This is a genomic window from Mesorhizobium loti CJ3sym (assembly GCF_000472785.1).
Classification (GTDB): Bacteria; Pseudomonadota; Alphaproteobacteria; order Rhizobiales; family Rhizobiaceae; genus Mesorhizobium; species Mesorhizobium loti_E.
Window position 1 is genome coordinate 149,048 of the sequence record NZ_AXAL01000013.1, and the last position, 26,114, is coordinate 175,161.

Below are 26,114 nucleotides of genomic sequence, written 5' to 3' on the forward strand. Positions count from 1 at the left end.
CCCAGGATCACCCAGGAAACCGCCCGTGAACGTCTCCAACACCATCCTTCTGTCCCCCGCCGACAACGTCGCCGTTGCCAATGGCCGCATCGAGATCGGCACAGTGCTGCCGGGCGGTGCCACCGCCACCGCGCTGATCGAACCCGGCCACAAGGTGGCGATCAAGCCGATCGCCGCCGGCGAAGCCGTTGTGAAGTACGCCCAGGCGATCGGCCGCGCCACGCAGGACATTGCGCCCGGCGAGCATGTCCATTCGCACAATCTGGTGTTCGAGGCCGGCCGCCTGCCGGTGGTACCGCCAAGTGAGGCCGAGCATGCGACCGAGGCCGACCGTATCAGAACCTTCATGGGCTATCGCCGCGCCGACGGCCGCGCCGGCACACGCAACTTCATCGGCATCCTCGCCAGCGTCAATTGCTCGGCCACCGTCTGCCATTCCATCGCCGACACCGCCAACCGGACCTTGCTGCCGAAATATCCCGGCATCGACGGCTTCGTGCCGATCGTCCACGGCCAGGGCTGCGGCATGAGCGCCACCGGCGACGGCATGATGGTGCTGCACCGCACGCTGGCCGGCTATGCCCGCCACCCGAATTTCGGCGGCGTGCTGATGGTTGGCCTCGGCTGTGAGGTCAACCAGCTCACCCTTTACGGCCAAAAGGGTGTCGCCGCCGGCAAACGGCATTTCAACATCCAGGACGCCGGTGGGTCGCGCAAATCGGTGGAAAAGGCGATGTTGGTGCTGGCCGAGATCGCCGAGGAAGTCGGCCAGTTGAAGCGCGAACCGATCCCGGTCAGCGAAATTGTCGTCGGCCTGCAATGCGGCGGTTCCGACGGCATGTCCGGCATTACGGCCAATCCGGCGTTGGGTGCCGCTGTCGACATCCTGGCCGGCGTCGGCGGCATCGGCATTCTCTCCGAGACCACGGAAATCTACGGCGCCGAGCATCTGCTCGCCTATCGTGCGGCGACGCCGGAGATCGCCAAGAAACTCGACGGCTATGTGAAGTGGTGGGAAGATCACGTCGCTAAACACGGCGCCTCGATCGACAACAACCCCTCGCCCGGCAACAAGCGCGGCGGCCTCACCACAATCCTGGAAAAGTCGCTGGGCGCGGTCGCCAAGGGCGGCCAGACGCCGCTCAACGGCGTGTTCGGCTATGCCGAAAAGGTCACCGGCAATGGACTGGTGTTCATGGACACGCCCGGCTACGACCCGGTCTCGGCCACCGGCCAGGTCGCGGGCGGCGCCAATGTCATCGTCTTCACCACCGGCCGCGGTTCCTGCTTCGGCTGCCGGCCGACGCCATCGATCAAGGTCGCCACCAACTCGACCATGTATCACCAGATGGAAGAGGACATGGACGTCAATTGCGGCGTCATCGCCTCGGGCGAAAAGACCATCGCCGGCATGGGCCGCGAGATCTTCGAACTGATCGTCGAGACGGCTTCGGGCCGCAAGACCAAGAGCGAGGATTTTGGCTACGGCGACAACGAGTTCGTGCCCTGGCATCTCGGCGCGACGCTCTAGATTCGACTTATATCTGGTAGACTTGCCGGGCCGGATGTCGGCGGGCAACGGGGAGGTTGCGCATGGAAAAACGCCGCATCGGCCAGACGGCGCTCGAGGTCACCGAGATCAGCTTTGGTGGTGCCGCGCTCGGCGGCCTTTATCGGGCCTGCTCGCGCGAACAGGCGATGGAGACGCTGCAAGGCGCCTGGGAAGCTGGCTTGCGCTATTTCGATACCGCGCCCTTCTATGGTTTTGGCCTGTCGGAGCGCCGCTTCGGCGATTTCCTGCGCTACAAGCCGCGCGATTCCTATGTGCTGTCGACCAAGGTCGGCCGCCTGTTCCGACCGGTGCCTGAAGACCAGGTACCCGATCACGCCTATGTCGATCCGCTGCCCTTCGCGCTGGACTACGACTATTCCTATGACGGCATCATGCGCTCGGTCGATTTCAGCTATGCGCGGCTTGGCCTCAACAAGATCGATATCCTGTATGTCCACGATATCGGCGCCTACACGCACGGCGTCGAGAAGAACAAACTGCACTTTCGCCAGCTGATGGACGGTGGCCTCAAGGCGCTCGAGGAGCTGAAACGGGCCGGCACGATTTCCGCCTATGGGCTCGGAGTCAACGAAGTCCAGATCTGCCTCGACGTGATGCGCCGGGCGCCGCTCGACTGCATCCTGCTCGCCAGCCGCTATTCCTTGCTCGACCGTAGCGCGGAAGCCGAACTGCTGCCCTTGTGCCTGAAACAACAGACATCGCTGGTCATCGGCGGCGTCTTCAATTCCGGCATATTGGCGACCGGGCCAGTGCAAGGCGCGCATTTCGATTACCAACCCGCCAGCCGCGATGTCCTCGACCGGGTCGACGCCATGGAGAAGATCGCCGGCGAAGGTGGCTATCCCCTAGCGGCGGCCGCATTCCAGTTCCCCCTGCACGAGCCGACGGTCGCCACTGTGCTGACCGGCACCGCCAAACTGGCGAACCTGACACGCAATCTCGAATTGCTCGACGTCGATGTGCCGGAGACGGAATATCAGCGATATCGTCCTTACACGGTGGTGCAGAACCTGGCGTGAAACCGACACCATTTTGACAGGCTCGATGAGAGGTCCAACTTCACAAATCCGCGACCCCGCCAAAAGAATGAACATTCCATATTGACGAGTACATGGAATTAATATTCCATGTACTGCTAACGAAACGGGCGCGTTGGCAGCGCCAAGGGAGGAGCAGCGTGTGAATGCGTGTCCGCCCTCATGGGAGGACCGGCGCGAAACACCGCTTGCATCGCCCGGGTCGATGCATTATCAAAACATGGCAACTGTTTTTTATTGATAAAGTTCTGTTTGGGCCACGCCTATCCGAACCGAGCTTTCGTAACGTTCACCGGGCGACGTAGGGAGGATCCTAAATGAAATTCGTAACCAGCATACTCAACCGCCGTGCCTTCATGGCTCTGGCAGCAGCTTCGATGCTCGCCGGTGTCATGCATTCGGCACCGGTTTCGGCGGCGGACGTGACCATTCCGATCATCGTCAAGGACACCACGTCCTTCTATTGGCAGATCGTTCTGGCCGGCGCCCGCAAGGCCGGCAAGGATCTCGGCGTCAATGTGCCGGAGCTTGGCGCCCAGGCTGAGACCGACGTCAACGGCCAGATCTCGATCCTCGAAAACGCCGTCGCCAGCAACCCGGCGGCGATCGTCATCTCGCCGACCGAATTCAAGGCGCTCGGCAAGCCGATCGATGAGGCCGCTGCCAAGGTCAAGATCATCGGCATCGATTCCGGCGCCGACTCCAAGGCCTTCACTTCGTTCCTGACCACCGACAACGTCCAGGGTGGCCGTGTCGCCGCCGACGGCCTCGCAGCCGCCATCGGCGCCGCCAATGGCGGCAAGATCGAGGGCGACGTCGCCCTGATCACCAACGCACCCGGCGCCGGCTCGCTCGAACAGCGCAAGCAGGGCTTCACCGAACAGCTCAAGGCCAAATATCCGGGCCTCAAGCTGGTCGCCGACAAGTACGCTGACGGCCAGGCCACCACCGGCCTCAACATCGCCACCGACCTGATCACCGCCAACCCGAACCTCAAGGGTATCTTCGCCTCCAACCTGATCATGGCGCAGGGCGTCGGTCAGGCTGTCGCCGAAAACAACCTTGGCGGCAAGCTGGCGCTGGTCGGCTTCGACAGCGACGAGAAGCTGATCAAGTTCCTCAACGACGGCGTCATTTCCGCCCTCGTCGTCCAGGATCCCTACCGGATGGGCTATGACGGCATCAAGACCGCGCTCGCCGCCTCGAAGGGCGAGAAGGTCGAAGCCAATGTCGACACTGGCGCCAATCTGGTGACCAAGGACAATATGAAGGATCCCAAGATCGACGCGCTGCTCAACCCGAAGCTCAAGTAAGCATCGGCATGAAAACTGTTTCCGGGGCCCCGCGCCCCGGAAACATCAGCTTCTGGCACAAACGGCTTGGCAATCCGCTGCCTTGGGCTAGGCTGCCAATGAGGTCTGTAACAGCCTCGCCGCCTGCCAACCGTGAGACCAATCTGGGAGGATTGCCATGATTTCGACAGCGCAGGACCTGCATCCCGCCCCCGCGCTGGAACCAGGGCGGACCATCCTCGAATTGCGGGGACTGGAGAAGCGCTATCCCGGCACGCACGCGCTGAAGCCGGTCAATCTTGCTTTCAAATCAGGCGAAATCCACGCCATCGTCGGCGAGAATGGCGCCGGCAAATCAACCCTCATCAAGCTCTTGACCGGCGTCATGCCGCGCACCTCCGGAGAGGTGATCTGGGAAGGCCAGCCGGCAGCGCTCGCGACCCCGCATGAGGCGATGGCGCTCGGCATCAATGCCGTGCACCAGGAGGTCGTGCTTTGCCGCCATTTGACGGTCGCCGCCAACATGTTCCTCGGCGAGGAGAACTCCCGCTTCGGCATCCTGCAGCAGCGCGCCATGGTCAAGGAAGCACAGAAGATCATCGACGATCTCGGCTTCGACCTGCCGGCGCATGTCACGCTGGGCGACCTTACAATCGGCCAGCAGCAGCTGATCGCGGCAGCTCGCGCCACCGTGCGCGGCACCAAATTCCTGATCTTCGACGAGCCGACCGCTTACCTCACCCGCAAGGAGGCCGACCAGCTCTTCACCCTGATCCGCCGGCTGAAGGGCGAAGGCGTGACGATCATCTATATCAGCCACCGTATGGAGGAAGTGTTCGAGCTCGCCGACCGTGTTTCCGTGCTGCGCGACGGCACGCTGGTCGGCACCCGCAACATCGCCGAGACCAATGACGCCGAGCTGGTCAAGATGATGATCAACCGCTCGATCGAGCAGGTCTATCACAAGGAGCACTTCACGCCGGGCGCCGCCATCATCGAGGCACGCAATCTCTCCGGCAAGGGCTTCGAGGATATCTCGATGACGGTTCGCGCCGGCGAGATCGTCGGGCTGTACGGTCTGATCGGTGCCGGGCGCAGCGAGTTCGTCACCACGCTTTACGGCCGCCACCGCAAGTCGGCCGGCCAGATTCTGTGGCAAGACAAGCCAGTTCAGGTCAACTCCGAACATGACGCGATCAAGCTCGGCATGGCGCTGGCGCCGGAAAGCCGCCGCGATCAGGGCCTGTGTCTCAATTTGCCGGTTGGCCTCAATCTCAACCTGCCGATCTACAAGCGCATTTCGAACAATCTGCTGATTTCGAGCGCGCAGGAAAAGACGCAAGCCGACCGCCAGATTGCCGATCTGCGCATCAAGACGCCAACGCGCGGCGCACTCGCCTCCAGTCTGTCGGGCGGCAATCAGCAGAAGATCGTCATCGGCAAATGGCTGGCGCACGGCGCCAAGTTGTTCATCTTCGACGAGCCGACGGTGGGCGTCGATGTCGGCACCAAGGCCGAAATCTACCGCCTGTTCGGCGCGCTGCTGTCGAAAGGCGCCGGCATCATCCTGATCTCATCCTATCTGCCGGAGGTCTATGAGCTCGCCGACACGCTGCATGTGTTCCGGCGCGGCAGGCTGGTGGCCAGCCACGGCTTTCGCGCCGCCAGCCATGAAGACGTGCTGACGCAGGCGATCGGCTAACAACAAAAGAAGAAGCGGAGGAACCATGAGCACCGAAGTCATACCGGTAGAAAAACCGAAGCGGAACTACAACGTCCTGTTCGGGCTGACGCTGCTGGCTTTGCTGGTGCTGCTCTGGATCATCCTCTCCTTGGCGACGCCAAGCTTTGCCTCGGGCAACAACATTGCCAATCTTCTGCGCCAGGGCTCGATGATCGCCATCATGGCGGTCGGCCAGACCTTCGTCATCATCACCGGCGGCATCGATCTGTCGGTCGGCGCCGTCGTCGGCTTCGCCACCGTTATCGTTGCCCTGCTGATCAATGCCGGTGTCCCCATATGGCTTGCCATTCTGGCGACGCTGCTGGTCGGCGTTGCCATCGGCATGTTCCATGGCTTCGGCATCGTCAAGATGGGGCTGCCACCCTTCATCATCACGCTGGCGACGCTGACCTCGCTGCGCGGCATCGGCTTGCTGATGACCAACGGCAATTCGATCAACATCAACAGCGACAGCTTCACGGCTTTCTCGCGCAATTCCTTCATCGGCATCCCCAACCTGTTCTGGATGGTCATCCTGGTCGGCATTCCGGCTTATGTGTTCCTGCATCACAGCCGCTGGGGCCGGTATCTCTTCTCGGTCGGCTCCAACGCCGAGGCCTCGCGCCTGTCCGGCGTCAACGTCCAGCGCACCATATACATGGCCTACACGCTGTCGGGCCTGTGCGCCGCCTTCGTCGGCGTGTTGCTCGCTGCCCGTATCGGCATCGGCAACCCGACGCAGGCCGAAGGCTGGGAACTGCAGGCGATCGCCTCGTCGGTGATCGGCGGCACCTCGCTGTTCGGCGCCGTCGGGTCGGTGCACGGCCCGTTGCTCGGCGCCTTCATCCTGGCGACCATCAACAACGGCGCCAACCTGCTCAACGTGAATTCGTTCTGGCAGCGCATCATCACCGGCGCGCTGATCATCATCATCGTCTATTTCGACGGGCTGCGCCGCCGCGGCAAGTAGGCCGACGAGCAATCAATCGCCGGACCGCCACACAAGCGGGGCCGGCGATTTCATCGGAGCAATTCCAGGAAAAGTGTGAAGCGTTTTCCCACAGGAATTGCTCCAAGAATGAGACAGACTGGATCAAGATATGAAAGCCGTCGTCTGCCGCTCGCCCGGCGACCTTGTCCTGGAAGACCGTCCCGCGCCTGGAAAACCGCCTGCCGGCTGGGCGCTGGTGGCAGTCAGCCATGTCGGCATCTGCGGCACCGACTACCACATTTTCGAGGGCAAGCACCCGTTCCTCGCCTATCCCCGCATCATGGGCCACGAGGTGTCGGGAACGATCGTCGAGACCGGTGAAGGCGTCGACCTTGCGGTTGGTGAACCGGTCGTCATCAATCCCTATCTGTCCTGCGGCAAGTGCATCGCCTGCCGGCACGGCAAGCCGAACTGCTGCGTCAAGATCGAGGTGCTCGGCGTGCATCGCGACGGAGCCATGTGCGAGAAGATCCTGGTGCCGGCGCAAAACCTCTATCCGGCCAATGGCCTGTCGCTGGCCGACGCCGCCGCCGTCGAATTCCTGGCCATCGGCGCGCATGCCGTGCGGCGTGCTAGGGCTGATGCCGGTGCCCGCACGCTGGTCATCGGCGCCGGCCCGATCGGGCTCGGCACCGCCATCTTCGCCCGCATCGCCGGGCTCGACGTGACGCTGCTCGACATGAGCAGCGAACGGCTTGCCTTCGCGGCGGCCGAACTCGGCTTCCAGACCCTCGACGGCTCACGCGGAGCGGTACCCGATCTGGTCGGGGAAGCGACATCAGGCGAAGGCTTCGACGTGGTCTTCGACGCCACCGGCAACACCGCCTCGGTGCAGTCAGCCTTCGCCCATGTCGCGCATGGCGGGACATTGGTGCTGGTCAGCGTCGTCAAGGACGACATCGTCTTTTCCGACCCGGAATTCCACAAGCGTGAAATGACGCTAATCGGCAGCCGCAATGCGCTACGTGCCGACTTCGACCATGTCGCTGCCTCGATCCGCAACGGCGCCGTACCGCTGGCCAAGCTCGTCACCCACCGCACCTCGCTTGCCGATACGCCGCGCGATCTCGCCAGATGGGCGCATGAGAAATCCGGCCTGATCAAGGCTGTGATCGAGATTGGATAAACTGCGACGGACGCTTAGAGCGCCGACAGCTTCAGCTCCACCCGTTCCGCCGGGAAGCGTGACTCGGAAAACTGGACCGGCTGGCCGTCAGGCGTGACATTGACGGAGATCGTCACCAGAACGATGGCGCCCGGCTGTAGGGCGAGGTCGGCGAGATCGGCCGCATCGGCGTGGCGCGCCGACAGCACGGTGGACTGCCTGAGATAATCGTCTATGCCGAAACGGGCCAACGACGCGGTAATCGAGCCGGTCTCAGCCATCGCCTTGTCGATGCCGGCAAAGCGCTTGGCCTCAAACCAGCCGGCGGCGCGTGACACAGGCCGTCCGTCGGCTTCACCGCGCGTCTCCAACCTTATCACCTCGGCCCCCCTGCCAAGGCCAAGCCCCTCGGCGACACGCTGGCTGGCCGGCTCGACCGATGAGGAGAGCAGCACGATATGCCGTTCCGACGTCTGCCCTTGCAGGCCTGTCGAAAAGCGCGTGCGCGCGCCGATCGGATAGGACAGCCGCTTGCGCGACAAGACGAAGGTGCCGCGCCCCTGCTCGGCCCGCAGCACACCTTCCTGCACGAGGGCCGATATGGCGCTGCGCACCGTGTGGCGGTTGACGCCATAGCGTTCGGCGAGCGCCACTTCCGGCGGCAGCGCGGCATTCTCGGCGAAGTCGCCCACCGCAATTCCGTGCAGGATCTTGTCGGCAATCTGCCGCCACAGCGACACGCCGCTGCGCCGCTCGATGCTGTCGGCCGCCATTTGCCCAATCATGACTCGCCCCCAGCCCTGTCATCCACCCGTCATGGACACGCGTTAGGTAATATGTATAATTTGTATAGTTGTCTATATCAATAGACAAATTTAGCCAAGAGGAATGTTGCTGATGCGAGGACAGGAAGCCCGCGACCAGACCGAGCGCAAGGCCGCCATGGCGACACTGGCGCAATCGAGCGGCGACGATATCGTCCGGCTCTGGAACGAGGCCGGCCTGCCTTCGCAAGCCGAACTGCTGCGCGGTCCCGAGACCGGCCTGGTGACGCTGCGCGGTCGTATCGGCGGCGGCGGCGCACCCTTCAATGTCGGCGAGGCGACCGTCACCCGCGCCACCGTCCGCCTTCCCTCCGGACAGGTCGGCCATTGCTACGCGCTTGGCCGCGACAAGCAGAAGGCCAAGCTGGCGGCTATCGCCGACGCGCTGTGGCAGGATCCTGCCCGCCGCGCCGAGGTCGAGGCCAGGCTGATCGCGCCTTTGAGATCGGCGCTCACCACTGCCCATGAAAAACGCCGCGGCGAGACGGCGGCTACGAAGGTGGATTTCTTCACCATGGTTCGCGGAGAAGACTGATGGATATCGCAGCGCAATCGATCGAGGGCGGTTTCGCCGATCCGGTGTTCAACGCCCAGACCGTTTTCCGCGCCGTCATGGACGCGATGGCGCGGCCGGGTAGCGTGCAGCCTTTGCCGGCCTTGGCCCGCCCGCCGGCGCCGCTCTCGGCGACCGCCGGCGCCGTAGCCCTGGCGCTCTGCGACAATGACACGCCGCTCTGGCTTGACCCGGCCCTGCACGCCTCCGCCGCGATCCGCTCCTGGCTTGGTTTCCACAGCGGCGCGCCGCTGGCCAACACGCCAGCCGATGCGCATTTCTCATTTGTCGCCACGCCGGCTGAAATGATGGCGCTCGACGGCTATTCACAGGGCACGCAGGATTACCCCGACCGCTCGACCACCCTGATCCTGCAGGTCGGCGACCTCACTTCAGGCGCTCCGCTGCTGCTCGAAGGTCCTGGCATCGAAACCAGCGCCACGATCGCGCCGGCGCAGATGCCGCGCCACTTCGTCGAGCAGTGGAAGCAGAACACCAAGCGTTTTCCGCGCGGCGTCGACATCATTCTCGCCACCGCTGAAGGCGTAGCCTGCCTGCCGCGCACGACGCGCATCAAGACGATGGAGGCGTAGCATGTATGTCGCGGTAAAAGGCGGCGAGGCCGCAATCGCCAACGCCCACAGCCTGCTCGCCGACCGCCGGCGCGGCGACCGATCGGTGCCCGCACTTCGCCTCGACCAGATCGTCGAGCAGCTGGCGCTGGGTGTCGACCGGGTGATGAGCGAAGGCTCGCTCTATGACCGGGAACTGGCAGCACTCGCCATCGTCCAGGCGCGCGGCGACATGATCGAGGCGATCTTCCTGGTGCGCGCCTACCGCACCACGCTGCCGCGCTTCGGTTACTCCAAGGCCATCGACACCAGCGCGATGCGGGTCGAACGGCGCGTCTCTGCAACCTACAAGGACCTGCCCGGCGGCCAGTTGCTTGGGCCGACCTTCGACTACACGCACCGGCTGCTCGATCCCGAGCTTGCCGGCGGCACCGATGTCGCCGAGCCGTTGCGGCGTGACACCGAAGCGCAGGCCATGCCACGCGTCTCGGCGATTCTCGCCCGCGAAGGCCTGATCGAACCGGACGGCGAGATGCCGCAGGACCATGTCCCCGGCGATATCACCCGAGAGCCGCTGGAATTCCCGATGGCCCGCGACATCCGCCTGCAGGCGCTGTCACGCGGCGATGAGGGTTTCCTGCTGGCACTTGGCTATTCCACCCAGCGCGGCTACGCCCGCAACCATCCCTTTGTCGGCGAAATTCGCATCGGCGAGGTCGAGTTGGAACTGGACGTTCCCGAACTGCCCTTCGCAGCCCCCCTCGGTGCTGTTCGAGTCACCGAATGCCAGATGGTCAACCAGTTCAAGGGGTCGGCCAAGGCGCCGCCGCAATTCACTCGCGGCTACGGCCTCGTCTTCGGCCAGAGCGAGCGCAAGGCGATGGCCATGGCGCTTTGTGACCGGGCACTACGCGCTAGGGAATTCGGCGAGGATGTCGTTGCCGCCGCCCAGGACGAGGAGTTCGTCATCTCGCACTCCGACAACGTCCAGGCGACCGGTTTCGTCGAGCATCTGAAGCTGCCGCACTATGTCGACTTCCAGGCCGAACTCGACCTCGTGCGCCGCATGCGCGCCGAATACGAAGCCCGCGAGAGCCCGGCAAAGGTCGAAGAGAAGCGGCAGGCCGCGGAATGATCCAAGGCCTGTCCCACATGACCTTCATCGTCAGGGATCTCGAGCGGATGACCGCGATCCTTGAAGGCGTGTTCGATGCACGCGAGGTCTACGCCAGCGATGCCGAACAGTTCTCGCTGTCGCGCGAAAAATTCTTCCTGATCGGTGACATCTGGGTCGCCATCATGGAAGGCGAGAAGCTGCCCGAGCGCAGCTACAACCACATCGCCTTCAAGATCGATGACGCCGATTTCGACCGCTACGCCGAGCGCGTCGGCAAGCTGGGCCTAGACATGCGCCCGCCACGTCCGCGCGTCGAGGGTGAAGGCAGGTCAATCTATTTCTACGACGACGACAACCACATGTTCGAACTGCACACGGGCACGCTCAATGAGCGGCTGAAGCGCTACGCCAGGGGATTGGAGGCCGTGCAATGAATTCGGTGCCCGCCCCCATGGCCGCCACCGTCGCCTCCATGACTGCCGCCATCGTTTCCCCCATGGCTATGGTGACTGCTGTCACCATAGAAGGAGTCGTTGGCCGCACGGCTTCTCTGCCTGGCGAGGCTCTGCCGCGTGGCGACAAAGACCACGAGAACGCCGATTGCCAACAGCAACAGTCCAAGAGGCCATCCAATTGGGATCATCTCAGTTCGGCCCGAGCTGGCGCGATATGCAGGGAGATCGAAGGCTCCACAACAACCTCAGCTGTGCCCGCCGCCATCAATCGAGCCGCCGCCGTAACCACCGCTGGAGCCCGCAACAGTCTCGCCCTGCGCGCCTTCTTTCGGCGCCGGCAGAACCATGCGCCGAAGGACAAAGACAACCGCTCCGGCAAAGACCAGCAGCAGAATTCCAAGATGTATCCAACCGGTTTGGGTCATCCGATTTCACCCCTGTTCCCGCGTCCTGGACGCCAATTCAATAGCATAAAGCGGATGTTATCGCCATGACCGACATCGCCACCTACAACTTCGCCTATCTCGACGAACAGACCAAGAGGATGATCCGCCGCGCGATCCTCAAGGGCATCGCCATCCCCGGCTATCAGGTGCCATTCGCCTCGCGCGAAATGCCGATGCCTTATGGCTGGGGCACCGGCGGTGTCCAGGTCACCGCTTCGATCATCGGCCCCGATGATGTGCTGAAGGTGATCGACCAAGGCGCCGACGACACCACCAACGCGGTCTCCATCCGCGCCTTCTTCAAGAAGGTCGCCAATGTCGCGGTGACGACAGACACCGCCACCGCCACCATTATCCAGACCCGCCACCGCATCCCCGAGCATCCGCTGACGGCTGGCCAGGTGCTGGTGTTCCAAGTGCCGATCCCCGAGCCGCTGCGCTTCCTCGAGCCGCGCGAGACCGAAACGCGCAAAATGCATGCGCTGGAGGAATATGGCCTCATGCATGTGAAGCTCTACGAGGACATCGCCAAGCACGGCCGCATCGCCACCACCTATGCCTATCCGGTCAAGGTCGAGGGCCGCTATGTGATGGACCCCTCGCCGACGCCGAAATTCGACAATCCCAAGATGCACCGCTCGCCGGCATTGCAGCTGTTCGGCGCTGGCCGCGAGAAGCGCATCTATGCGGTGCCGCCCTTCACCGAAGTCGTCAGTCTCGACTTCGAGGACCATCCTTTCGAGGTGCAGACCTTCGACCAGCCCTGCGCGCTGTGCGCGGCCGAGAATGTCTATCTCGACGAGGTCATCCTCGACGACCATGGCGGCCACATGTTCGTCTGCTCCGACACAGATTACTGCGAGAAGCGGCGGGCTGACGGCCATCGCGGCCACCTTGCCCCCAAAGCCGATCTTGCCCCAGGAAACATGGAGCCCGCGCAATGACCGACGAACCGCTGCTGCGCGTCTCAGCGCTGTCCAAATTCTACGGCTCGCGGGTCGGCTGCGACAACGTCTCCTTCGAGCTGTGGCCGGGCGAAGTCCTGGCTGTCGTCGGCGAATCCGGCTCCGGCAAGACGACACTGCTCAACTGCCTGTCGACGCGGCTGCTGCCGTCCTCAGGCACCGCCAGCTACCGCATGCGCGACGGCCAGTTCCGCGAGCTCTACCGCATGAGCGAGGCCGAGCGCCGCTTCCTGATGCGCACCGACTGGGGCTTCGTCCACCAGAACCCGGCCGATGGCCTGCGCATGACCGTGTCGGCCGGCGCCAATGTCGGCGAAAGGCTGATGGCGGTGGGCGACCGCCACTACGGCAAGATCCGCGCCACGGCCGTTGACTGGCTGTCGCGCGTCGAGATCGAGCAAGACCGCATCGACGACGAGCCGCGCGCCTTTTCCGGCGGCATGCGCCAGCGCCTGCAGATCGCCCGCAATCTCGTCACCGGCCCACGGCTGGTGTTCATGGATGAGCCGACCGGCGGCCTCGACGTCTCGGTGCAGGCGCGCTTGCTCGATCTGTTGCGCGGGCTCGTCACCGATCTTGGCCTCGCCGCCATCGTCGTCACCCATGACCTCGCGGTGGCGCGGCTGCTGTCGCAGCGCATGATGGTGATGAAGGACGGTCGCGTCGTCGAAAGCGGCCTCACCGACCGCGTGCTCGACGATCCGCGCGCGCCCTACACGCAATTGCTTGTTTCCTCGATTCTGCAGGTTTGATGATGGCGCCAAGTCACCCCCCTCTGCCCTGCCGGGCATCTCCCCCTCAAGGGGGGAGATCGGCAGTTTTGACGCCATGCTCAACCTTGCAACGTCGAAACTTGGCGAAAGCAATGAAGCGCGTGATCTCCCCCCTTGAGGGGGAGATGTCCGGCAGGACAGAGGGGGGTGCTGGCCCGCAGACGAACAACGATTGGAGAACCTTCTGATGCCGACGCCTCTCGTAGTCTCCGACGTCGCAAAGAGCTTCACCATGCATCTGCGCGACGGCATCAAACTGCCTGTCGTCGCCGGTGTCTCATTCTCGATCAAGGCTGGCGAATGCACCGTGCTCGGCGGCCCGTCCGGTGCCGGCAAGAGCTCGATCCTGAAAATGCTCTACGGCAACTATGCCGTCGACGAAGGCCAGATCATCGTCAAGCATGAGGACGGCCTGATCGATCTTGCCCATGCTAGCCCCCGCACCGTGCTTGCCGTGCGCCGGCAAACGATCGGCTATGTCAGCCAGTTCCTGCGCACCGTGCCGCGTGTCTCGGCGCTCGATGTCGTCGCCGAGCCGCTGGTCGAACGCGGCGAGGAGCGCGAGACAGCCAGAGGCAAGGCACGCGCACTGTTGGCGCAGCTCAACCTGCCGGAAAAGCTCTGGGCGCTGCCGCCGGCGACCTTCTCCGGTGGCGAGCAGCAGCGCGTCAACATCGCGCGCGGCTTCATCACCGAGCACCCGATCCTGCTGCTCGACGAACCGACCGCCTCGCTCGATGCCAAGAACCGCGACGTGGTGATTGAACTCATCGCCGCCAAGAAGGCGGCCGGTGTCGCCCTGCTCGGCATCTTCCACGACCATGATGTACGCGAGGCGGTTGCCGACCGCATCATCGACGTCACCGCCTTTGCTTCGGGAAAACTCGCCGCATGACCAGGAAATTGTCGGAGACGCCGTTGGTCCACCCGACGGCGGAAGTGCACAATTCGACGCTTGGCCGCTGGACCGAGATCGCCGACCGCAGCCGGGTTTCGGAAAGTGAACTCGGCGACTATTCCTACATGATGCAGGACTGCGCCGTCTGGTGCGCGACGATCGGCAAGTTTGCCAACATCGCCGCCAGCGTGCGCCTCAACGCCACCAACCACCCGACCTGGCGGCCGACCCTGCACCATTTCACCTACCGCGCCTCGGACTATTGGGACGATGCCGAGCACGAGAGCGAATTCTTCGCTGAGCGCCGAGCCAAACGCGTGACCATCGGCCACGATACCTGGCTCGGCCACGGCTCGACCGTCCTGCCCGGCATCACTGTCGGCGATGGCGCGGCGGTCGGCGCCGGCGCGGTGGTTTCGAAGGATGTTGCCCCCTACACCATCGTTGCGGGCGTGCCGGCAAAGCCGATCCGCGAACGCTTCGACCGCCGAACCGCCGAACGCTACCAGGCGCTTGCCTGGTGGGACTGGGATCATGCCAGGCTGCGCGCTTCCCTTGAGGACTTCCGTGAGCTTTCAGCGGAGGCTTTTCTGGAAAAATACGAGGGCTAATCCCTCACATCCTCGTCAGAGGGGAGCCTGTTCACATCCTTGACACATGACTCGGACAGGACGCCATCTCCCCCAAGGAGATCGCCATGCCCGACACCGTCAGACCCTCGCTCGCCGGATTCTTTGCCGGCTCCAATCCGGCCCCGCCGGCACATCTCGGCACGCGCTACGACATTTCAGGCAATTTCCTGACGGAGCCCGGCAATACCGTCGTCAGCCACCTGGTCAGCGGTTCGCCGTCCGAGGCTGTCGTGCTCGCGGTGCGCGAGAAGATGCTGGCTATGCCGGATGCCGATCGGCTCGCCTTCACGCCGGTCTCCAGCCTGCACATGACGCTGTTCCAGGGCATCATCGAATATCGGCGACGCTTGCCCTACTGGCCGCAGGACATGCCGCTCGACACCAGCATCGATGCCATGACCCGGCTTTATGTGGAACGGCTGAAAGGCTTCGAAGGCTTCGGTCCGTTCAACATCAAGGTGGTCGAAGTCGTGCCGACCGGCCTCACCGTCGCCGGCGCAACGGATGACGATGTGCGCATCATGCGTCAATGGCGCGATGCGCTCGCGGTGCCGTTCGGATACCGGCACCCCGATCACGACGCTTATGTCTTCCACATCACCTTCGCCTACCAGATCCAGCGTCTGGCGGACGACAGGGCTGCCGTATGGCAGGCGCTGTTTGATGATTGCCTGGCGCTTTTCGCACGGCAGGCACCGGTGATCGAGATCAAGGCCCCCGCCTTCTGCTCCTTCCACGACATGAAGCATTTCGAGGAATTGCTGGTGCTTGGCTGATTGCCCGCAACGAGTGCCTGACGCTGCGTCTGTGGAGCGTTACAAAACTGACATGCTGGCGACACGGCAGGTTCATGTGGCTGCGTTAGGCGAGAGCCTGACGATTAATATGGTCCCGACTGGAACCTGCCCATGTCAGCAACTTCCGCCACGCTCGAAATCCGCGGTGTCAGCCGACGATTTGGCAAGAACGCCGCCGTCAGCGATATCAACATCTCGATCCCGCAGGGTCAGATGGTCGGCATCATTGGCCGCTCGGGCGCCGGCAAATCGACCCTTCTTCGCATGATCAACCGTCTCATCGATCCCAGCCAGGGGTCGATTTTTTTTGACGGCGCCGATGTCTCCAAACTGCAGGGCTCGCCGCTGCGGCGCTGGCAGCGCGACTGCGCCATGATCTTCCAGCAGTTCAACCTGGTGCCGCGCCTCGACGTGTTGACCAATGTGCTGCTCGGCAAGCTGAACCACCGTTCGACCGTCTCGAACCTGCTCGGCATGTTCTCGCGCGCCGAATGCGCCGAGGCTGTGGCCGCGCTTGAGCGGCTCGACATCGCCCGGACCGCCCTTCAGCCGGCCGGCACGCTTTCAGGCGGTCAGCAGCAGCGTGTCGCCATCGCCCGTGCCATGATGCAGCAGCCCAAGGTGATCCTAGCCGACGAGCCGATCGCCTCGCTCGACCCGCTCAACGCCAAGGTGGTGATGGACTCGCTGCAGGACATCAATTTGCGCGAAGGCATCACCGTCGTCACCAATCTCCACACGCTGGATACCGCCCGCACCTATTGCAACCGCATCATCGGCATGGCCGCCGGCAAGGTCGTCTTCGACGGTCCGCCCGAAGAGCTCAACCGCGAGGCCGTGCGTCTCGTCTATGGCGCAGACAGCAATGGCGGCGAGATATCGGAGGCCATTACCTCCACCAGCGTTGCCTTCAAGCAAAAGATTGCAGCATCCGCCGGACCGCTCGAACCCGCATTTCCGGGTTATTGAGCCGCACCGGATCGTCCGCCCGCGTCAAGGGCACTGTCAAGATCAGAACGCTGCCGGCGCGGGGCCGGAACCTACAGGAGAGATATCAATGTTCAGGAAGATGGTTTTCGGCGCCGTTTCGGTGCTCGCCATGGCCACCAGCGCCGCTCACGCAGCCGATATGAAGGAATTCCGCGTCGGCATTCTCGGCGGTGAAAACGAGACCGACCGGCTGCGCAACTACCAGTGCCTGGCCGACCATTTGAAGGCCGAATTCGGCTTCGAGAAGGTCTCGCTGTTCCCGGCCGCCGACTATGACGGCGTCATCCAGGGCCTGCTTGGCGGCACGCTCGACTTCGCCGAACTCGGCGCTGCCGGCTACGCAGCCGTCGTTCTCAAGGATCCGAAGGCCGTCACCCCGATCCTCACCACCCAGCAGACCGACGGCGCCACCGGCTATTATTCGATCGGCCTGGCGCTGAAGTCCTCCGGCATCACCGACATCAAGTCGGCCAAGGGCAAGAAGCTCGGCTACGCCGATCCGGATTCAACCTCGGGCTACCTGATCCCGCTGACCCAGATCCCGAAGACCACCGGTGCCTCGAACGAGACCTTCTTCGCGTCGACCCAGTTCAACGGCGGCCACGAGAACAACGTCCTGGCCGTGCGCGACGGCAAGGTTGACGTGGCGGTGGACGATTCCTCGGGCATCGGCGACTTCAAGAACGGCTACACCTCCGGAACCTTCCACAAGGAAGTCGCCAAGGGCGCCGTCGACCCCAACGACTTCGTCGAAGTCTGGCGCTCGGGCCTGATCCCGAACGGCCCGCTGGTCGTGCGCACCGCGCTCGGCGACGACATGACCGCCAAGCTCGCCGCCTTCTTCACCGACCTGCCCAAGAAGGACAAGGCCTGCTTCGAAGGCGTCGAAGGTGGCGATTTTACCGGCTACGTCCCGGTGAAGCCGGACTTCTACAACGTCATCGTCGAAGCCCGTAAGGCAGCCATCGGCGGCTAACGGCGAAATCGAAGAGGGCGGCGTTCAAAACGCCGCCCTTTTTGCATCCCCGATCATGACCCTTTCCTTGACAGCCCCATCCGCGACGGCCGCCTCTGGCGCCACCCACCAGATGGCCGATGCCTGGCGACGCCAGACGTCGCTGCGCCGGTTCTATACGGCGCTTGGCGTCGCCCTGCTGCTTGCCGCGATGTTCGCCAGCATGTGGTTCGCCGACGGAGCCAATGCCGGCCACTTCTTCGACCGGCTGCCGCACATCCTGGATTTCCTGAGCTGGCTCGTCCCCAAGGACTGGAACGACGTCTGGCGGGCTTTGTTCGACGTCGCCTCGCCGCACGACACCGGCACGCAGGAATTCAATTTCCCGCTCGGCCGCATCTATGTCTGGGGCGGTTTCTACATCCCCGAATATTTCGAGCTGATGCTGACCACGGTGAACGTGGCGCTGGTCTCGACTTTCATCGGCTTCATCTTCGCCGTGCCGTTTTCCTTCATCGCCGCGCGCAACCTGACGCCGCATCCGGTGTTGCGGTTGGTCGTCAAGCGCTTCATGGAGCTGCTACGCGCCTTCCCCGAGATCGTCATCGCCGGCCTGTTCGCCGCCATCGTCTCGATCGGCCCGGTTGCAGCCATCATCGCCATCGGCCTGCATTCGATCGGCGCACTGGGCAAGCTGTTCTACGAGATCAACGAGAACATCGACATGCGGGCCGAGGAAGGCTTGCGGGCAGTTGGCGCCAACTGGTTCGAGCGGGTTCGCTTTGCCGGACTGCCTCAGGTGCTGCCCAATTTCATGTCCTACACGCTGCTGCGGATCGAGATCAACGTCCGCATCTCGACCATCATGGGCGCGGTCGGCGGTGGCGGCATCGGCGAGGAGTTGAAGCTCTCCATCTCGCGCGGCTTCGGCGCCAAGACGCTGGCCATGGTGCTGCTGCTGTTCACCACCATCTTCATCGTCGACCAGTTCTCCGCCTGGCTGCGCCGCAAGCTCGTCGGCGAGCAAGCCTTTGTCATGGGGGCCTGATATGACGGCGATGACCGCAGACGAAATCAGCGCGATCGAGGAACGCTTTCCGCAAGTGTTCCGGCGCCCCGCCTACAAGCGTTTCGGCCCGTTGTTCCTGCTTCTCGGCACCGTGCTCTATCTCGTCTACGCCATGTGGTTCTTCACTCTGCCGCAAGTGCTGCGGGACTCGCACTGGGAGCGCCTGCCGCTCTTCCTGTCGCAGTGGGTCAGCTATGATTTGCAGCCGGAATTCCGTCTCGACCAGCCTGAGATCACGCCCAAATATCCGCGCTTCTCGGCGCTGGGCGACAACCCCAACCCCGACTGGGTGATCAAAGGTCCAGACGGCACCTACACGGTGGCGATCGACGGCCCGGCGAAATCCGTCACCTTCGACAAGACGCAGGCGACCATCGTGGCCAATGGCCAGACCGTGCCAGTAGCGCTAACCAGCGGCAAACCGGTGGTCACAGGTCCAGTGCCGGACTGGATCACCGCGCATGACGACGAAGTGGTCGCCAAGATGGGCTTTGCCGGCGAGGTCCGCGTCACCGTCGACCGCGTCAAGGTGCGCAAGCGCTTCCTCGGCTGGGCCAATTTCGTCTTCGACACGCGCTCGCCCTTCTTTGGCAAATCAGCCGGAGACGTGGCCTCGCTGATCATCTCCGGACCCGAACTGAAGCCGGGCACCTCGAACCTGGCGCTTGCCGGCGACAACATCTGGAACAATGCCCAGTGGCAGCACGGCGACGTCTGGACGAAGCTTTTACAGACCATCGTCATGGCGTTCCTGGGCACGCTGCTCGGTGGCATCGTCGCCTTCCCACTCGCCTTCTTCGCCGCCCGCAACATCACGCCGAGCGGCATACTCAGCCAGGTGCTCAAGCGCTTCTTCGACTTCATGCGCTCGGTCGACATGCTGATCTGGGCACTGTTCTTCACCCGCGCCTTTGGCCCTGGTCCTCTGGCGGGCAGCGCGGCGATCTTCTTCACCGAAATCGGCACGCTCGGCAAAACCTATTCCGAGGCGCTGGAAAACATCGACGACAAGCCGCGGGAGGGTGTCGTCTCGACCGGCGCCAACGGCCTTCTGGTGCAGCGCTACGGCGTGATCCCGGAGGTGATACCGGTGTTCATCAGCCAGACGCTCTACCAATGGGAATCCAACACCCGCGGCGCCACCATCATCGGCGCCGTCGGCGCCGGCGGCATCGGCCTGAAACTGTGGGAAGCAATGCGCACCAATTCCAACTGGGCCAACGTCTTCTACATGGTGCTGTTGACCCTGCTGGTGGTCTTCATCTTCGACAACATCTCGAATTTCCTGCGCCGCAGGCTCAGCCGCACGATCCACGATTACAACAGGATCCAGGCTGAGCAGGGGTAGCTATCTCAGCATCTCAGGGCATGTTGAGATTCGGGTCAGGCCGAGTCGAAAATGCTGGGTTACGAGAACCGGAGCGGAGCGTACTTTTGGGTACGTGAGCACCGGAAGCGCAGGAACCCTGCATTTGCAGGCCGGCCTCACCCGAATATCGACATGCCCTAAGCGGCCTTCTTCCACCCATTCCTGATATGCTTGTACCCATCCCGATACACCGCTTCCGGCGTCTCGGAAAAATCACGCCACACCTTGGTCGCCGCTGCGAGGTCTTTCAGCGAACGCCCGAACGCCTCGATCGTCAGCCAGTCGTCATAGCCACTCTTGCGGATCGCCGCGAACGTCTCTCTCCACGGAATGTTGCCGCGCCCCGGCACGCCGCGATCGTTCTCGGATATGTGGATGTGCACGACCTTGCCGCGATGCTTCGTGTAGGCGCCGATCGGGTCGGCTTCCTCGATATTGGCGTGGAAGGTATCGTACATCGCCTTGATGTGCGGCCGGTCGATGGCATCGATATGCTCCGACAGGTCGGCCATCGTGTTGAGAAGATAGCATTCGAAGCGGTTGAGTGCCTCGAGCCCGATGGTGACCCCCCGCTTTCCGGCATGGTCGCCAATGGCACGCTGCGAGGCGACCGAGCGCTTCTTCTCGACGGCTGTCGGGCCGTTGCCGGAAAAAGCACCGAGCGTCGAATGCAGCGGGCCGCTCAGCGTGTTCGCGCCGAGTGCAGCACTGCAATCGACAGCCCATTTCATGTAGTCGATACCGGCCCTGCGTGTCGCCGCGTCGGCCGAGATCAGGTTCATCGAGGGATCGCCCATCGCCGAGACCGCAGTGCGCTCCAGCCCGATGCGGTCGAGCAGATCGCCAAGCTTCTTGTAGTCATCGGGGACACCGGCAAAGACCGGTATTTCGACACCATCGAAGCCCGTGGCCTTGATGTCCCGCAGCAGCGCCTCGTGCTTTTTCGAGACGCTGGTCGTCCACAAGAACATGCACATGCCGATCTTCATCGACGCCCTCCCACATTTGACGGCGCGCTGGCTATTCCGCCTGCTTCGCGCCATGCCCCCTCATCCGGCCGCTTCGCGGCCACCTTCTCCCCGAGGGGAGAAGAGACTTAGCGTCGGCGCCACCTCCTCCTCTCCCCTCGGGGAGAGGTCGGATTGCCCCGAATTGCCCTTCGCAATTCGGCTGGCAATCCGGGTGAGGGGGAGGCGCGCGCGCCTACAGCTTCGTCCAGGCTCCATTCGTCTTCGAAGACTTGACGCAGGCCTCGATGAAGGCCATGCCCTCGACGCCATCCTGGATGGTCGGGAAGACGACATCCTTTGCCGGCTTGCCACCCTTCTTGCGTGCTGCGCGGATTGCCCGCGCTGCTTCCTGATAGATGTTGGCAAAACCTTCGAGATAGCCCTCCGGATGGCCCGACGGCACGCGGCTGACACGGCCCGCCACCGGCAACGAGCCGGCGCCGTTGCGGGTGAGCAGCTGTTTCGGTTGGCCGAATGGTGTGTACCAGAGATAGTTCGGATCGGCCTGCACCCATTCCAGCCCGCCCTTGGACCCATAGATGCGCAGCTTCAGTCCGTTCTCGTGGCCTGGCGCCACCTGGCTCGCCCAGATCATGCCCTTGGCCGGATGCGCCTTGCCTGCCGCCTTGAAGCGCAGCATGACGTTGACATTGTCGTCCAACTGCCGGCCCGGCACGAAGGCGTCGAGATCGGCCGACAGCGAATCGAGTTCAAGCCCGGATACGAAGCGCGCCAGATTGTAGGCATGCGTGCCGATATCGCCCAGCGCGCCGCCCGCGCCCGCCTGTTTCGGATCGGAGCGCCACGCCGCCTGCTTCTGGCCGGTGGCGGCGAGATCCTCAGTCAGCCAGTCCTGCGGGTACTCAGATTGCACGATGCGGATGTCGCCAAGTTGCCCCTTGGCCACCATCTCGCGCGCCTGGCGGATCATCGGATAGGCGGTGTAGTTGTGGGTCAGCACGAACACCTTGCCGGTCTTCTCGACGATCGCCGCGAGCTTCTTCGCCTCGGCCAGCGTCGTCGCCAGCGGCTTGTCGCAGATCACATGAATGCCGGCCTCTAGAAAGGCCTTGGCTGCGGGCACGTGCACATTGTTGGGCGTGACAATGGCCACCGCCTCGATGCCGTCGGGGCGCTTGGCCTCGGCCTTGGCCATCTCGGCATAGGACGCATAGCTGCGATCCGGATCGAGCCCGAGTTCGGCGGCCGAAGCCTTGGCACGCTCGGGATTGGCCGACAGCGCGCCGGCCACCAGCACGAAATCATTGTCCATGCGCGCCGCGATGCGGTGCACCGCACCGATGAAGGCGCCTTGCCCGCCACCCACCATGCCATAGCGGATCGGGCCGCCTCCCGTTTCCGACTTCGATGCACCAACCATGTTCTTCTCCGCTAGATTCCCATCATGCCGCGCAGCACTTTCTTGTCCGTCGCGCCGCCGGCGAAATCGTCGAATGCCTTTTCCGTCACCCGGATGATGTGGTGCTGGATGAAAGGCGCACCCTCTGCCGCGCCGTCTTCAGGATGCTTCAGGCAGCACTCCCATTCCAGCACCGCCCAGGAATCATAATTGTACTGCGTCAGCTTGGAGAAGATGCCGCCGAAATCCACCTGCCCGTCGCCGAGCGAACGGAAACGGCCGGCGCGATTGGTCCAGCTCTGGTAGCCGGAATAGACGCCTTGCCGCCCGGTCGGATTGAACTCGGCGTCCTTGACGTGAAAGGCCTTGATGCGCTCGTGATAGATGTCAATGAATTCGAGATAGTCGAGCTGCTGCAACAGGAAGTGCGACGGGTCGTAATTGATGTTGCAGCGCTTGTGGCCACCGACCGCGTCGAGGAACATCTCGAACGTGGCGCCGTCGAACACGTCCTCGCCGGGATGGATTTCGTAGCCGACATCGACGCCATTGTCCTCGTAGATATCGAGGATCGGCTTCCAGCGCTTGCCAAGCTCGGCAAAGGCCTCCTCGACCAGGCCGGCCGGCCGCTGCGGCCAGGGGTAGAGATAGGGGAAGGCCAGTGCGCCGGGGAAGGAGACCGAGGCATTGAGCCCGAGGTTGCGCGACGCCTTGGCGCCGAACTTCATCTGTTCGACCGCCCATTTCTGCCGCGCCTTGGGATTGTTGTGGACCGACGCCGGCGCAAAGCCGTCGAACTGCGCGTCATAGGCCGGATGCACCGCCACCAACTGCCCCTGCAGATGCGTCGACAATTCGGTGATCTCGACGCCGGCGTCCGCACAGATGCCTTTCACCTCGTCGCAATAGGTTTTGGAAGAAGCCGCCTTCTTGAGGTCGAACAGCCGCGCATCCCAGGTCGGGATCTGCACGCCCTTGTAGCCGAGACCGGCGGCCCATTTGGTGATCGAGGCCAGCGAATTGAATGGCGCTGCATCACCCGCGAACTGCGCCAGAAACAGTCCAGGGCCCTTCATTGTCGTCGGCATCGGCATCCTCCCTCATTGTGTCGCGACCAAGCATAGCGCCGATTGGAAGCAGGGCCAGCCATTTTGGTCTTTTCGCACCGGGCGCTTTGCGGGCACTGCCATTCTGGTATTACCAAATAGGGGAATTTGGTCAAGCCTCGCAATGCATCGCCAAAGCCATCGGTATATCCGACGGATCGGCATATATTGCAATATAATCAACGGAATAATTCGCACAAAAAGTTGCGGCGCCCCACTTCTTGCCGTTCCCGGGAATTTGCTGTAGACCTCGCTTCAGGCCCAATTGGTCGAACCAGTTTGCGAGAAAAAGGCTGGGGATGCCTTGGGGAGGAACCCTTGCGTCGTCTTTCGGCGATGCATGTCGCAGGCAAACCATACGGACGAATTTGGGAAGGACAGACCATGCATCTTTCGACGCACAACTGGATGCGCGCGGAACCGTTGGAGGTGACGCTGAAGCGCATCAAGAAGTTCGGCTATGAGTCGATCGAGATTTCCGGCGAGCCCGAGCAATACAAGACCAAGGAAACGCGGGCGCTCTTGAAGGAGCATGGCATCCGTTGCTGGGGCGCGGTGACCTTGATGCTGGGCGAACGCAACCTTGCCGCCAGGAACCAGGGCCAGCGCGAGCGCTCCGTGCAGTACGTCAAGGACGTGCTGACCATGGTCAGCGAGCTCGACGGCGAGATCATCACGCTCGTCCCCGCGACGGTCGGCAAGGTGGTGCCTGATGGCACTGAGGAAGAGGAATGGAAGTGGGTGGTCGACGCGACCCGCGAGTGTTTCACCCACGCCAAGAAGGTCGGCGTCAAGATTGCCGTCGAGCCACTGAACCGCTTCGAGACCTATCTGTTCAACCGCGGCGCCCAGGCGCTGGCGCTGGCCGACGCGGTCAGCCCCGAATGCGGCGTCTGCCTCGACGCCTACCACATCCACATGGAGGAATTTAACGTCCACGATGCGATCCGCCAGGTCGGAAAGCGCTTGTTCGACTTCCACGTCGCCGATAACAACCGCTTCGCCGCCGGCCTTGGCCAGATTGATTGGCCCAGGATCGTCGCGACCTTGCGGGAGGTCGGTTACGACGGCGCGCTGACCAACGAGTTCGTCGCCCCGGTCGACCGCACGCCGGCGGCCCCCTATCCCGAAATGGTCGAGCGCCACCCGGTCGATATCTCGCCCGAGCAGCTGAAGTTCATCCAGGACCACGGCTCCAGCGTGCTGACCGAGAAATTCTACACCGACCAGATGCGCATCACCGCCGAAACGCTGCTGCCGCTGATCAAGTAGTCGACTGCTTCCGGGAAATTTGCCCTTCCGCCCTGACCGGCGGCGGGGCTGGGGAAAGACATGCGCATCAAGACCGTCCAAGCCTGGTGGGTCCGCATCCCGATCGAAGCCGCGAAGCAACATCGCAGCGACTTCGGCCAGGTGACGACCTTCGACGCCGCCATCCTGCGCATCGAAACCGATGACGGGCTGGTCGGCTGGGGCGAAGGCAAGAACGCCGCCGGCAGCGCCGGCAGCTACGGCGCCCTCGTCCATATGCTGAATCACGAGGTCGGGCCGCAACTGATCGGCCGCGACCCGGCCGATATCGGCATCATCTGGGAGATGCTTTACAATGGCGTGCGCCATGACAGCGCGGCGCGCGCCGGCCATGCCATGCCGCAGCTGGCGCGGCGCGGCATGAGCATCGCCGCCATCAGCGCCGTCGACATCGCTCTCTGGGATATTTTGGGGAAATCGCTTGGCGTGCCGGTCTGGCGGCTGCTTGGCGGCCGCAAGGTCGACCGCATGCAGGCCTATGCCTCCGGCGGCTGGGCATCCGCCGACGCCATCGGCGAGCAGTTGAAATCCTATATCGCCAGGGGCGGGTTCAAGGCGCTGAAGATGCGGGTCGGCGCCATGGATGGCGCAGCCCACATTTCGGCCGCCCGCGTCCGCGCCGCACGGCAAGCGCTCGGTCCGGATGTCGAGCTGATGGTCGACGCCCACGGCACCTATACGGTGGCGGAGGCCAAGCGCTTCATCCATCTCGTCAACGACCTTGATCTCGCCTGGTTCGAGGAGCCTGTGATCGCCGACGACAAGCCGGGCATGGCTGAAGTACGCGCCTCGGGTGCGGTTCCGATCGCCACCGGCGAGAGCGAGGCGACACGCTATGCCTTCCGCGACCTCGCCGTACTCAAGGCCGCCGACATCTTCCAGCCCGATCCCGCCTTTTGCGGCGGCATCAGCGAGGCGATGAAGATCGGCACCATCGCCAGCGCCTTCAATTTACGCTTTGCGCCGCATCTGTGGGCCGGCGCGCCCTGCTTCTTCGCCGGCTTGCATGTCTGCGCGGCCTCGCCGTCCAGTTTTACCGTCGAGTATTCGCTCGGCGCCAACCCGATGATCCACGATCTGATCGAAGAGACTGTCGAAGCAAAGGACGGTATGATAGCGATCCCGGAAAGGCCGGGTCTGGGAATCACCATCTCGGAGCGATTCCTGGAGGCGCACGCGCAACGCAGTTGA

The 26,114-nt window shown here is 63.3% G+C and carries 26 protein-coding genes; 22 read left to right on the forward strand and 4 right to left on the reverse strand.

The window, feature by feature from the left end; translation table 11 throughout:
* The first annotated feature begins 25 nt into the window (after positions 1–25).
* The 6 genes from A3A9_RS0119455 (at position 26) to A3A9_RS0119480 (ending at position 7,742) form a co-directional block, all read left to right on the forward strand.
* Complete coding sequence (locus A3A9_RS0119455; RefSeq protein ID WP_027060263.1) at positions 26–1,531, forward strand: UxaA family hydrolase; 1,506 nt, start codon at positions 26–28, stop codon at positions 1,529–1,531.
* Positions 1,532–1,593: 62 nt separating this feature from the next.
* Positions 1,594–2,592 carry an aldo/keto reductase gene (locus A3A9_RS0119460; protein ID WP_027060264.1) on the forward strand — a complete coding sequence of 333 codons (999 nt, stop codon included), beginning with the start codon at positions 1,594–1,596 and terminating at the stop codon, positions 2,590–2,592.
* A gap of 335 nt (positions 2,593–2,927) precedes the next feature.
* A complete protein-coding gene (locus A3A9_RS0119465) occupies positions 2,928–3,923 on the forward strand; it encodes an ABC transporter substrate-binding protein (RefSeq protein ID WP_027060265.1) in 996 nt (331 codons plus the stop codon).
* A gap of 157 nt (positions 3,924–4,080) precedes the next feature.
* Positions 4,081–5,604: a sugar ABC transporter ATP-binding protein gene (locus A3A9_RS0119470; RefSeq protein WP_027060266.1), complete on the forward strand. Its 1,524-nt coding sequence runs from the start codon at positions 4,081–4,083 to the stop codon at positions 5,602–5,604.
* Between the two features lie 25 nt (positions 5,605–5,629).
* Positions 5,630–6,595, forward strand: a complete 966-nt coding sequence (locus tag A3A9_RS0119475; protein WP_027031130.1) for an ABC transporter permease — start codon at positions 5,630–5,632, stop codon at positions 6,593–6,595.
* Between the two features lie 130 nt (positions 6,596–6,725).
* The gene (locus A3A9_RS0119480) at positions 6,726–7,742 is read left to right on the forward strand and encodes a zinc-binding alcohol dehydrogenase family protein (protein WP_027060267.1); all 1,017 of its coding nucleotides are present in this window, start codon (positions 6,726–6,728) and stop codon (positions 7,740–7,742) included.
* Positions 7,743–7,756: 14 nt separating this feature from the next.
* Here the strand turns inward: A3A9_RS0119480 and phnF are convergent, their stop codons facing one another.
* Complete coding sequence (gene phnF, locus A3A9_RS0119485) at positions 7,757–8,506, reverse strand: phosphonate metabolism transcriptional regulator PhnF (RefSeq protein ID WP_027060268.1); 750 nt, start codon at positions 8,504–8,506, stop codon at positions 7,757–7,759.
* 112 nt (positions 8,507–8,618) lie between these two features.
* Between phnF and phnG the strand changes: the two genes are divergently transcribed.
* The 14 genes from phnG to phnE (A3A9_RS0119560) all read left to right on the forward strand — a co-directional run bounded on the left by phnG (position 8,619) and on the right by phnE (A3A9_RS0119560) (position 20,115).
* The gene (gene phnG / locus A3A9_RS0119490; protein WP_027060269.1) at positions 8,619–9,080 is read left to right on the forward strand and encodes a phosphonate C-P lyase system protein PhnG; all 462 of its coding nucleotides are present in this window, start codon (positions 8,619–8,621) and stop codon (positions 9,078–9,080) included.
* Positions 9,080–9,691, forward strand: coding sequence for a phosphonate C-P lyase system protein PhnH (gene phnH, locus A3A9_RS0119495; protein WP_027060270.1), 612 nt, complete (start codon positions 9,080–9,082; stop codon positions 9,689–9,691). The genes phnG and phnH overlap by 1 nt, the downstream gene beginning before the upstream one ends.
* A 1-nt stretch (position 9,692) precedes the next feature.
* A complete protein-coding gene (locus A3A9_RS0119500) occupies positions 9,693–10,805 on the forward strand; it encodes a carbon-phosphorus lyase complex subunit PhnI (protein WP_027060271.1) in 1,113 nt (370 codons plus the stop codon).
* On the forward strand, positions 10,802–11,221 hold the full coding sequence (fosX, locus tag A3A9_RS0119505) for a FosX/FosE/FosI family fosfomycin resistance hydrolase (protein WP_027060272.1): 420 nt from the start codon (positions 10,802–10,804) through the stop codon (positions 11,219–11,221). Before A3A9_RS0119500 ends, fosX begins: the two co-directional genes overlap by 4 nt.
* Positions 11,218–11,736, forward strand: a complete 519-nt coding sequence (locus tag A3A9_RS44100; protein ID WP_152536138.1) for a hypothetical protein — start codon at positions 11,218–11,220, stop codon at positions 11,734–11,736. The genes fosX and A3A9_RS44100 overlap by 4 nt, the downstream gene beginning before the upstream one ends.
* Positions 11,733–12,632: an alpha-D-ribose 1-methylphosphonate 5-phosphate C-P-lyase PhnJ gene (locus A3A9_RS0119515; RefSeq protein WP_027060274.1), complete on the forward strand. Its 900-nt coding sequence runs from the start codon at positions 11,733–11,735 to the stop codon at positions 12,630–12,632. Before A3A9_RS44100 ends, A3A9_RS0119515 begins: the two co-directional genes overlap by 4 nt.
* A complete protein-coding gene (gene phnK, locus A3A9_RS0119520) occupies positions 12,629–13,405 on the forward strand; it encodes a phosphonate C-P lyase system protein PhnK (RefSeq protein ID WP_027060275.1) in 777 nt (258 codons plus the stop codon). The genes A3A9_RS0119515 and phnK overlap by 4 nt, the downstream gene beginning before the upstream one ends.
* Positions 13,406–13,613: 208 nt before the next feature.
* Entirely contained in the window at positions 13,614–14,321 is a 708-nt protein-coding gene (gene phnL / locus A3A9_RS0119530; protein ID WP_027060276.1) for a phosphonate C-P lyase system protein PhnL, read from the forward strand.
* Complete coding sequence (locus A3A9_RS0119535; protein WP_027060277.1) at positions 14,318–14,935, forward strand: DapH/DapD/GlmU-related protein; 618 nt, start codon at positions 14,318–14,320, stop codon at positions 14,933–14,935. The genes phnL and A3A9_RS0119535 overlap by 4 nt, the downstream gene beginning before the upstream one ends.
* Positions 14,936–15,021: 86 nt before the next feature.
* Positions 15,022–15,732, forward strand: coding sequence for a DUF1868 domain-containing protein (locus tag A3A9_RS0119540; protein WP_027060278.1), 711 nt, complete (start codon positions 15,022–15,024; stop codon positions 15,730–15,732).
* 132 nt (positions 15,733–15,864) lie between these two features.
* Positions 15,865–16,722, forward strand: a complete 858-nt coding sequence (gene phnC / locus A3A9_RS0119545) for a phosphonate ABC transporter ATP-binding protein (RefSeq protein ID WP_027060279.1) — start codon at positions 15,865–15,867, stop codon at positions 16,720–16,722.
* An 88-nt stretch (positions 16,723–16,810) separates the two neighbouring features.
* Entirely contained in the window at positions 16,811–17,719 is a 909-nt protein-coding gene (phnD, locus tag A3A9_RS0119550) for a phosphonate ABC transporter substrate-binding protein (RefSeq protein ID WP_027060280.1), read from the forward strand.
* A 55-nt stretch (positions 17,720–17,774) separates the two neighbouring features.
* A complete protein-coding gene (phnE, locus tag A3A9_RS0119555) occupies positions 17,775–18,746 on the forward strand; it encodes a phosphonate ABC transporter, permease protein PhnE (RefSeq protein ID WP_027060281.1) in 972 nt (323 codons plus the stop codon).
* Position 18,747: 1 nt separating this feature from the next.
* Positions 18,748–20,115: a phosphonate ABC transporter, permease protein PhnE gene (gene phnE / locus A3A9_RS0119560; protein ID WP_027060282.1), complete on the forward strand. Its 1,368-nt coding sequence runs from the start codon at positions 18,748–18,750 to the stop codon at positions 20,113–20,115.
* Positions 20,116–20,273: 158 nt separating this feature from the next.
* Here the strand turns inward: phnE (A3A9_RS0119560) and A3A9_RS0119565 are convergent, their stop codons facing one another.
* The 3 genes from A3A9_RS0119565 to A3A9_RS0119575 form a co-directional block, all read right to left on the reverse strand.
* Entirely contained in the window at positions 20,274–21,125 is an 852-nt protein-coding gene (locus A3A9_RS0119565) for a sugar phosphate isomerase/epimerase family protein (protein ID WP_027060283.1), read from the reverse strand.
* A gap of 214 nt (positions 21,126–21,339) precedes the next feature.
* Complete coding sequence (locus tag A3A9_RS0119570) at positions 21,340–22,527, reverse strand: Gfo/Idh/MocA family protein (protein WP_027060284.1); 1,188 nt, start codon at positions 22,525–22,527, stop codon at positions 21,340–21,342.
* A gap of 11 nt (positions 22,528–22,538) precedes the next feature.
* Positions 22,539–23,594: a sugar phosphate isomerase/epimerase family protein gene (locus A3A9_RS0119575; RefSeq protein ID WP_027060285.1), complete on the reverse strand. Its 1,056-nt coding sequence runs from the start codon at positions 23,592–23,594 to the stop codon at positions 22,539–22,541.
* A gap of 402 nt (positions 23,595–23,996) precedes the next feature.
* On the opposite strand from A3A9_RS0119575, the gene A3A9_RS0119580 reads away from it, so the two are divergent.
* The gene (locus A3A9_RS0119580) at positions 23,997–24,884 is read left to right on the forward strand and encodes a sugar phosphate isomerase/epimerase family protein (RefSeq protein ID WP_027060286.1); all 888 of its coding nucleotides are present in this window, start codon (positions 23,997–23,999) and stop codon (positions 24,882–24,884) included.
* A 60-nt stretch (positions 24,885–24,944) separates the two neighbouring features.
* The gene (locus A3A9_RS0119585; RefSeq protein ID WP_027060287.1) at positions 24,945–26,114 is read left to right on the forward strand and encodes a mandelate racemase/muconate lactonizing enzyme family protein; all 1,170 of its coding nucleotides are present in this window, start codon (positions 24,945–24,947) and stop codon (positions 26,112–26,114) included.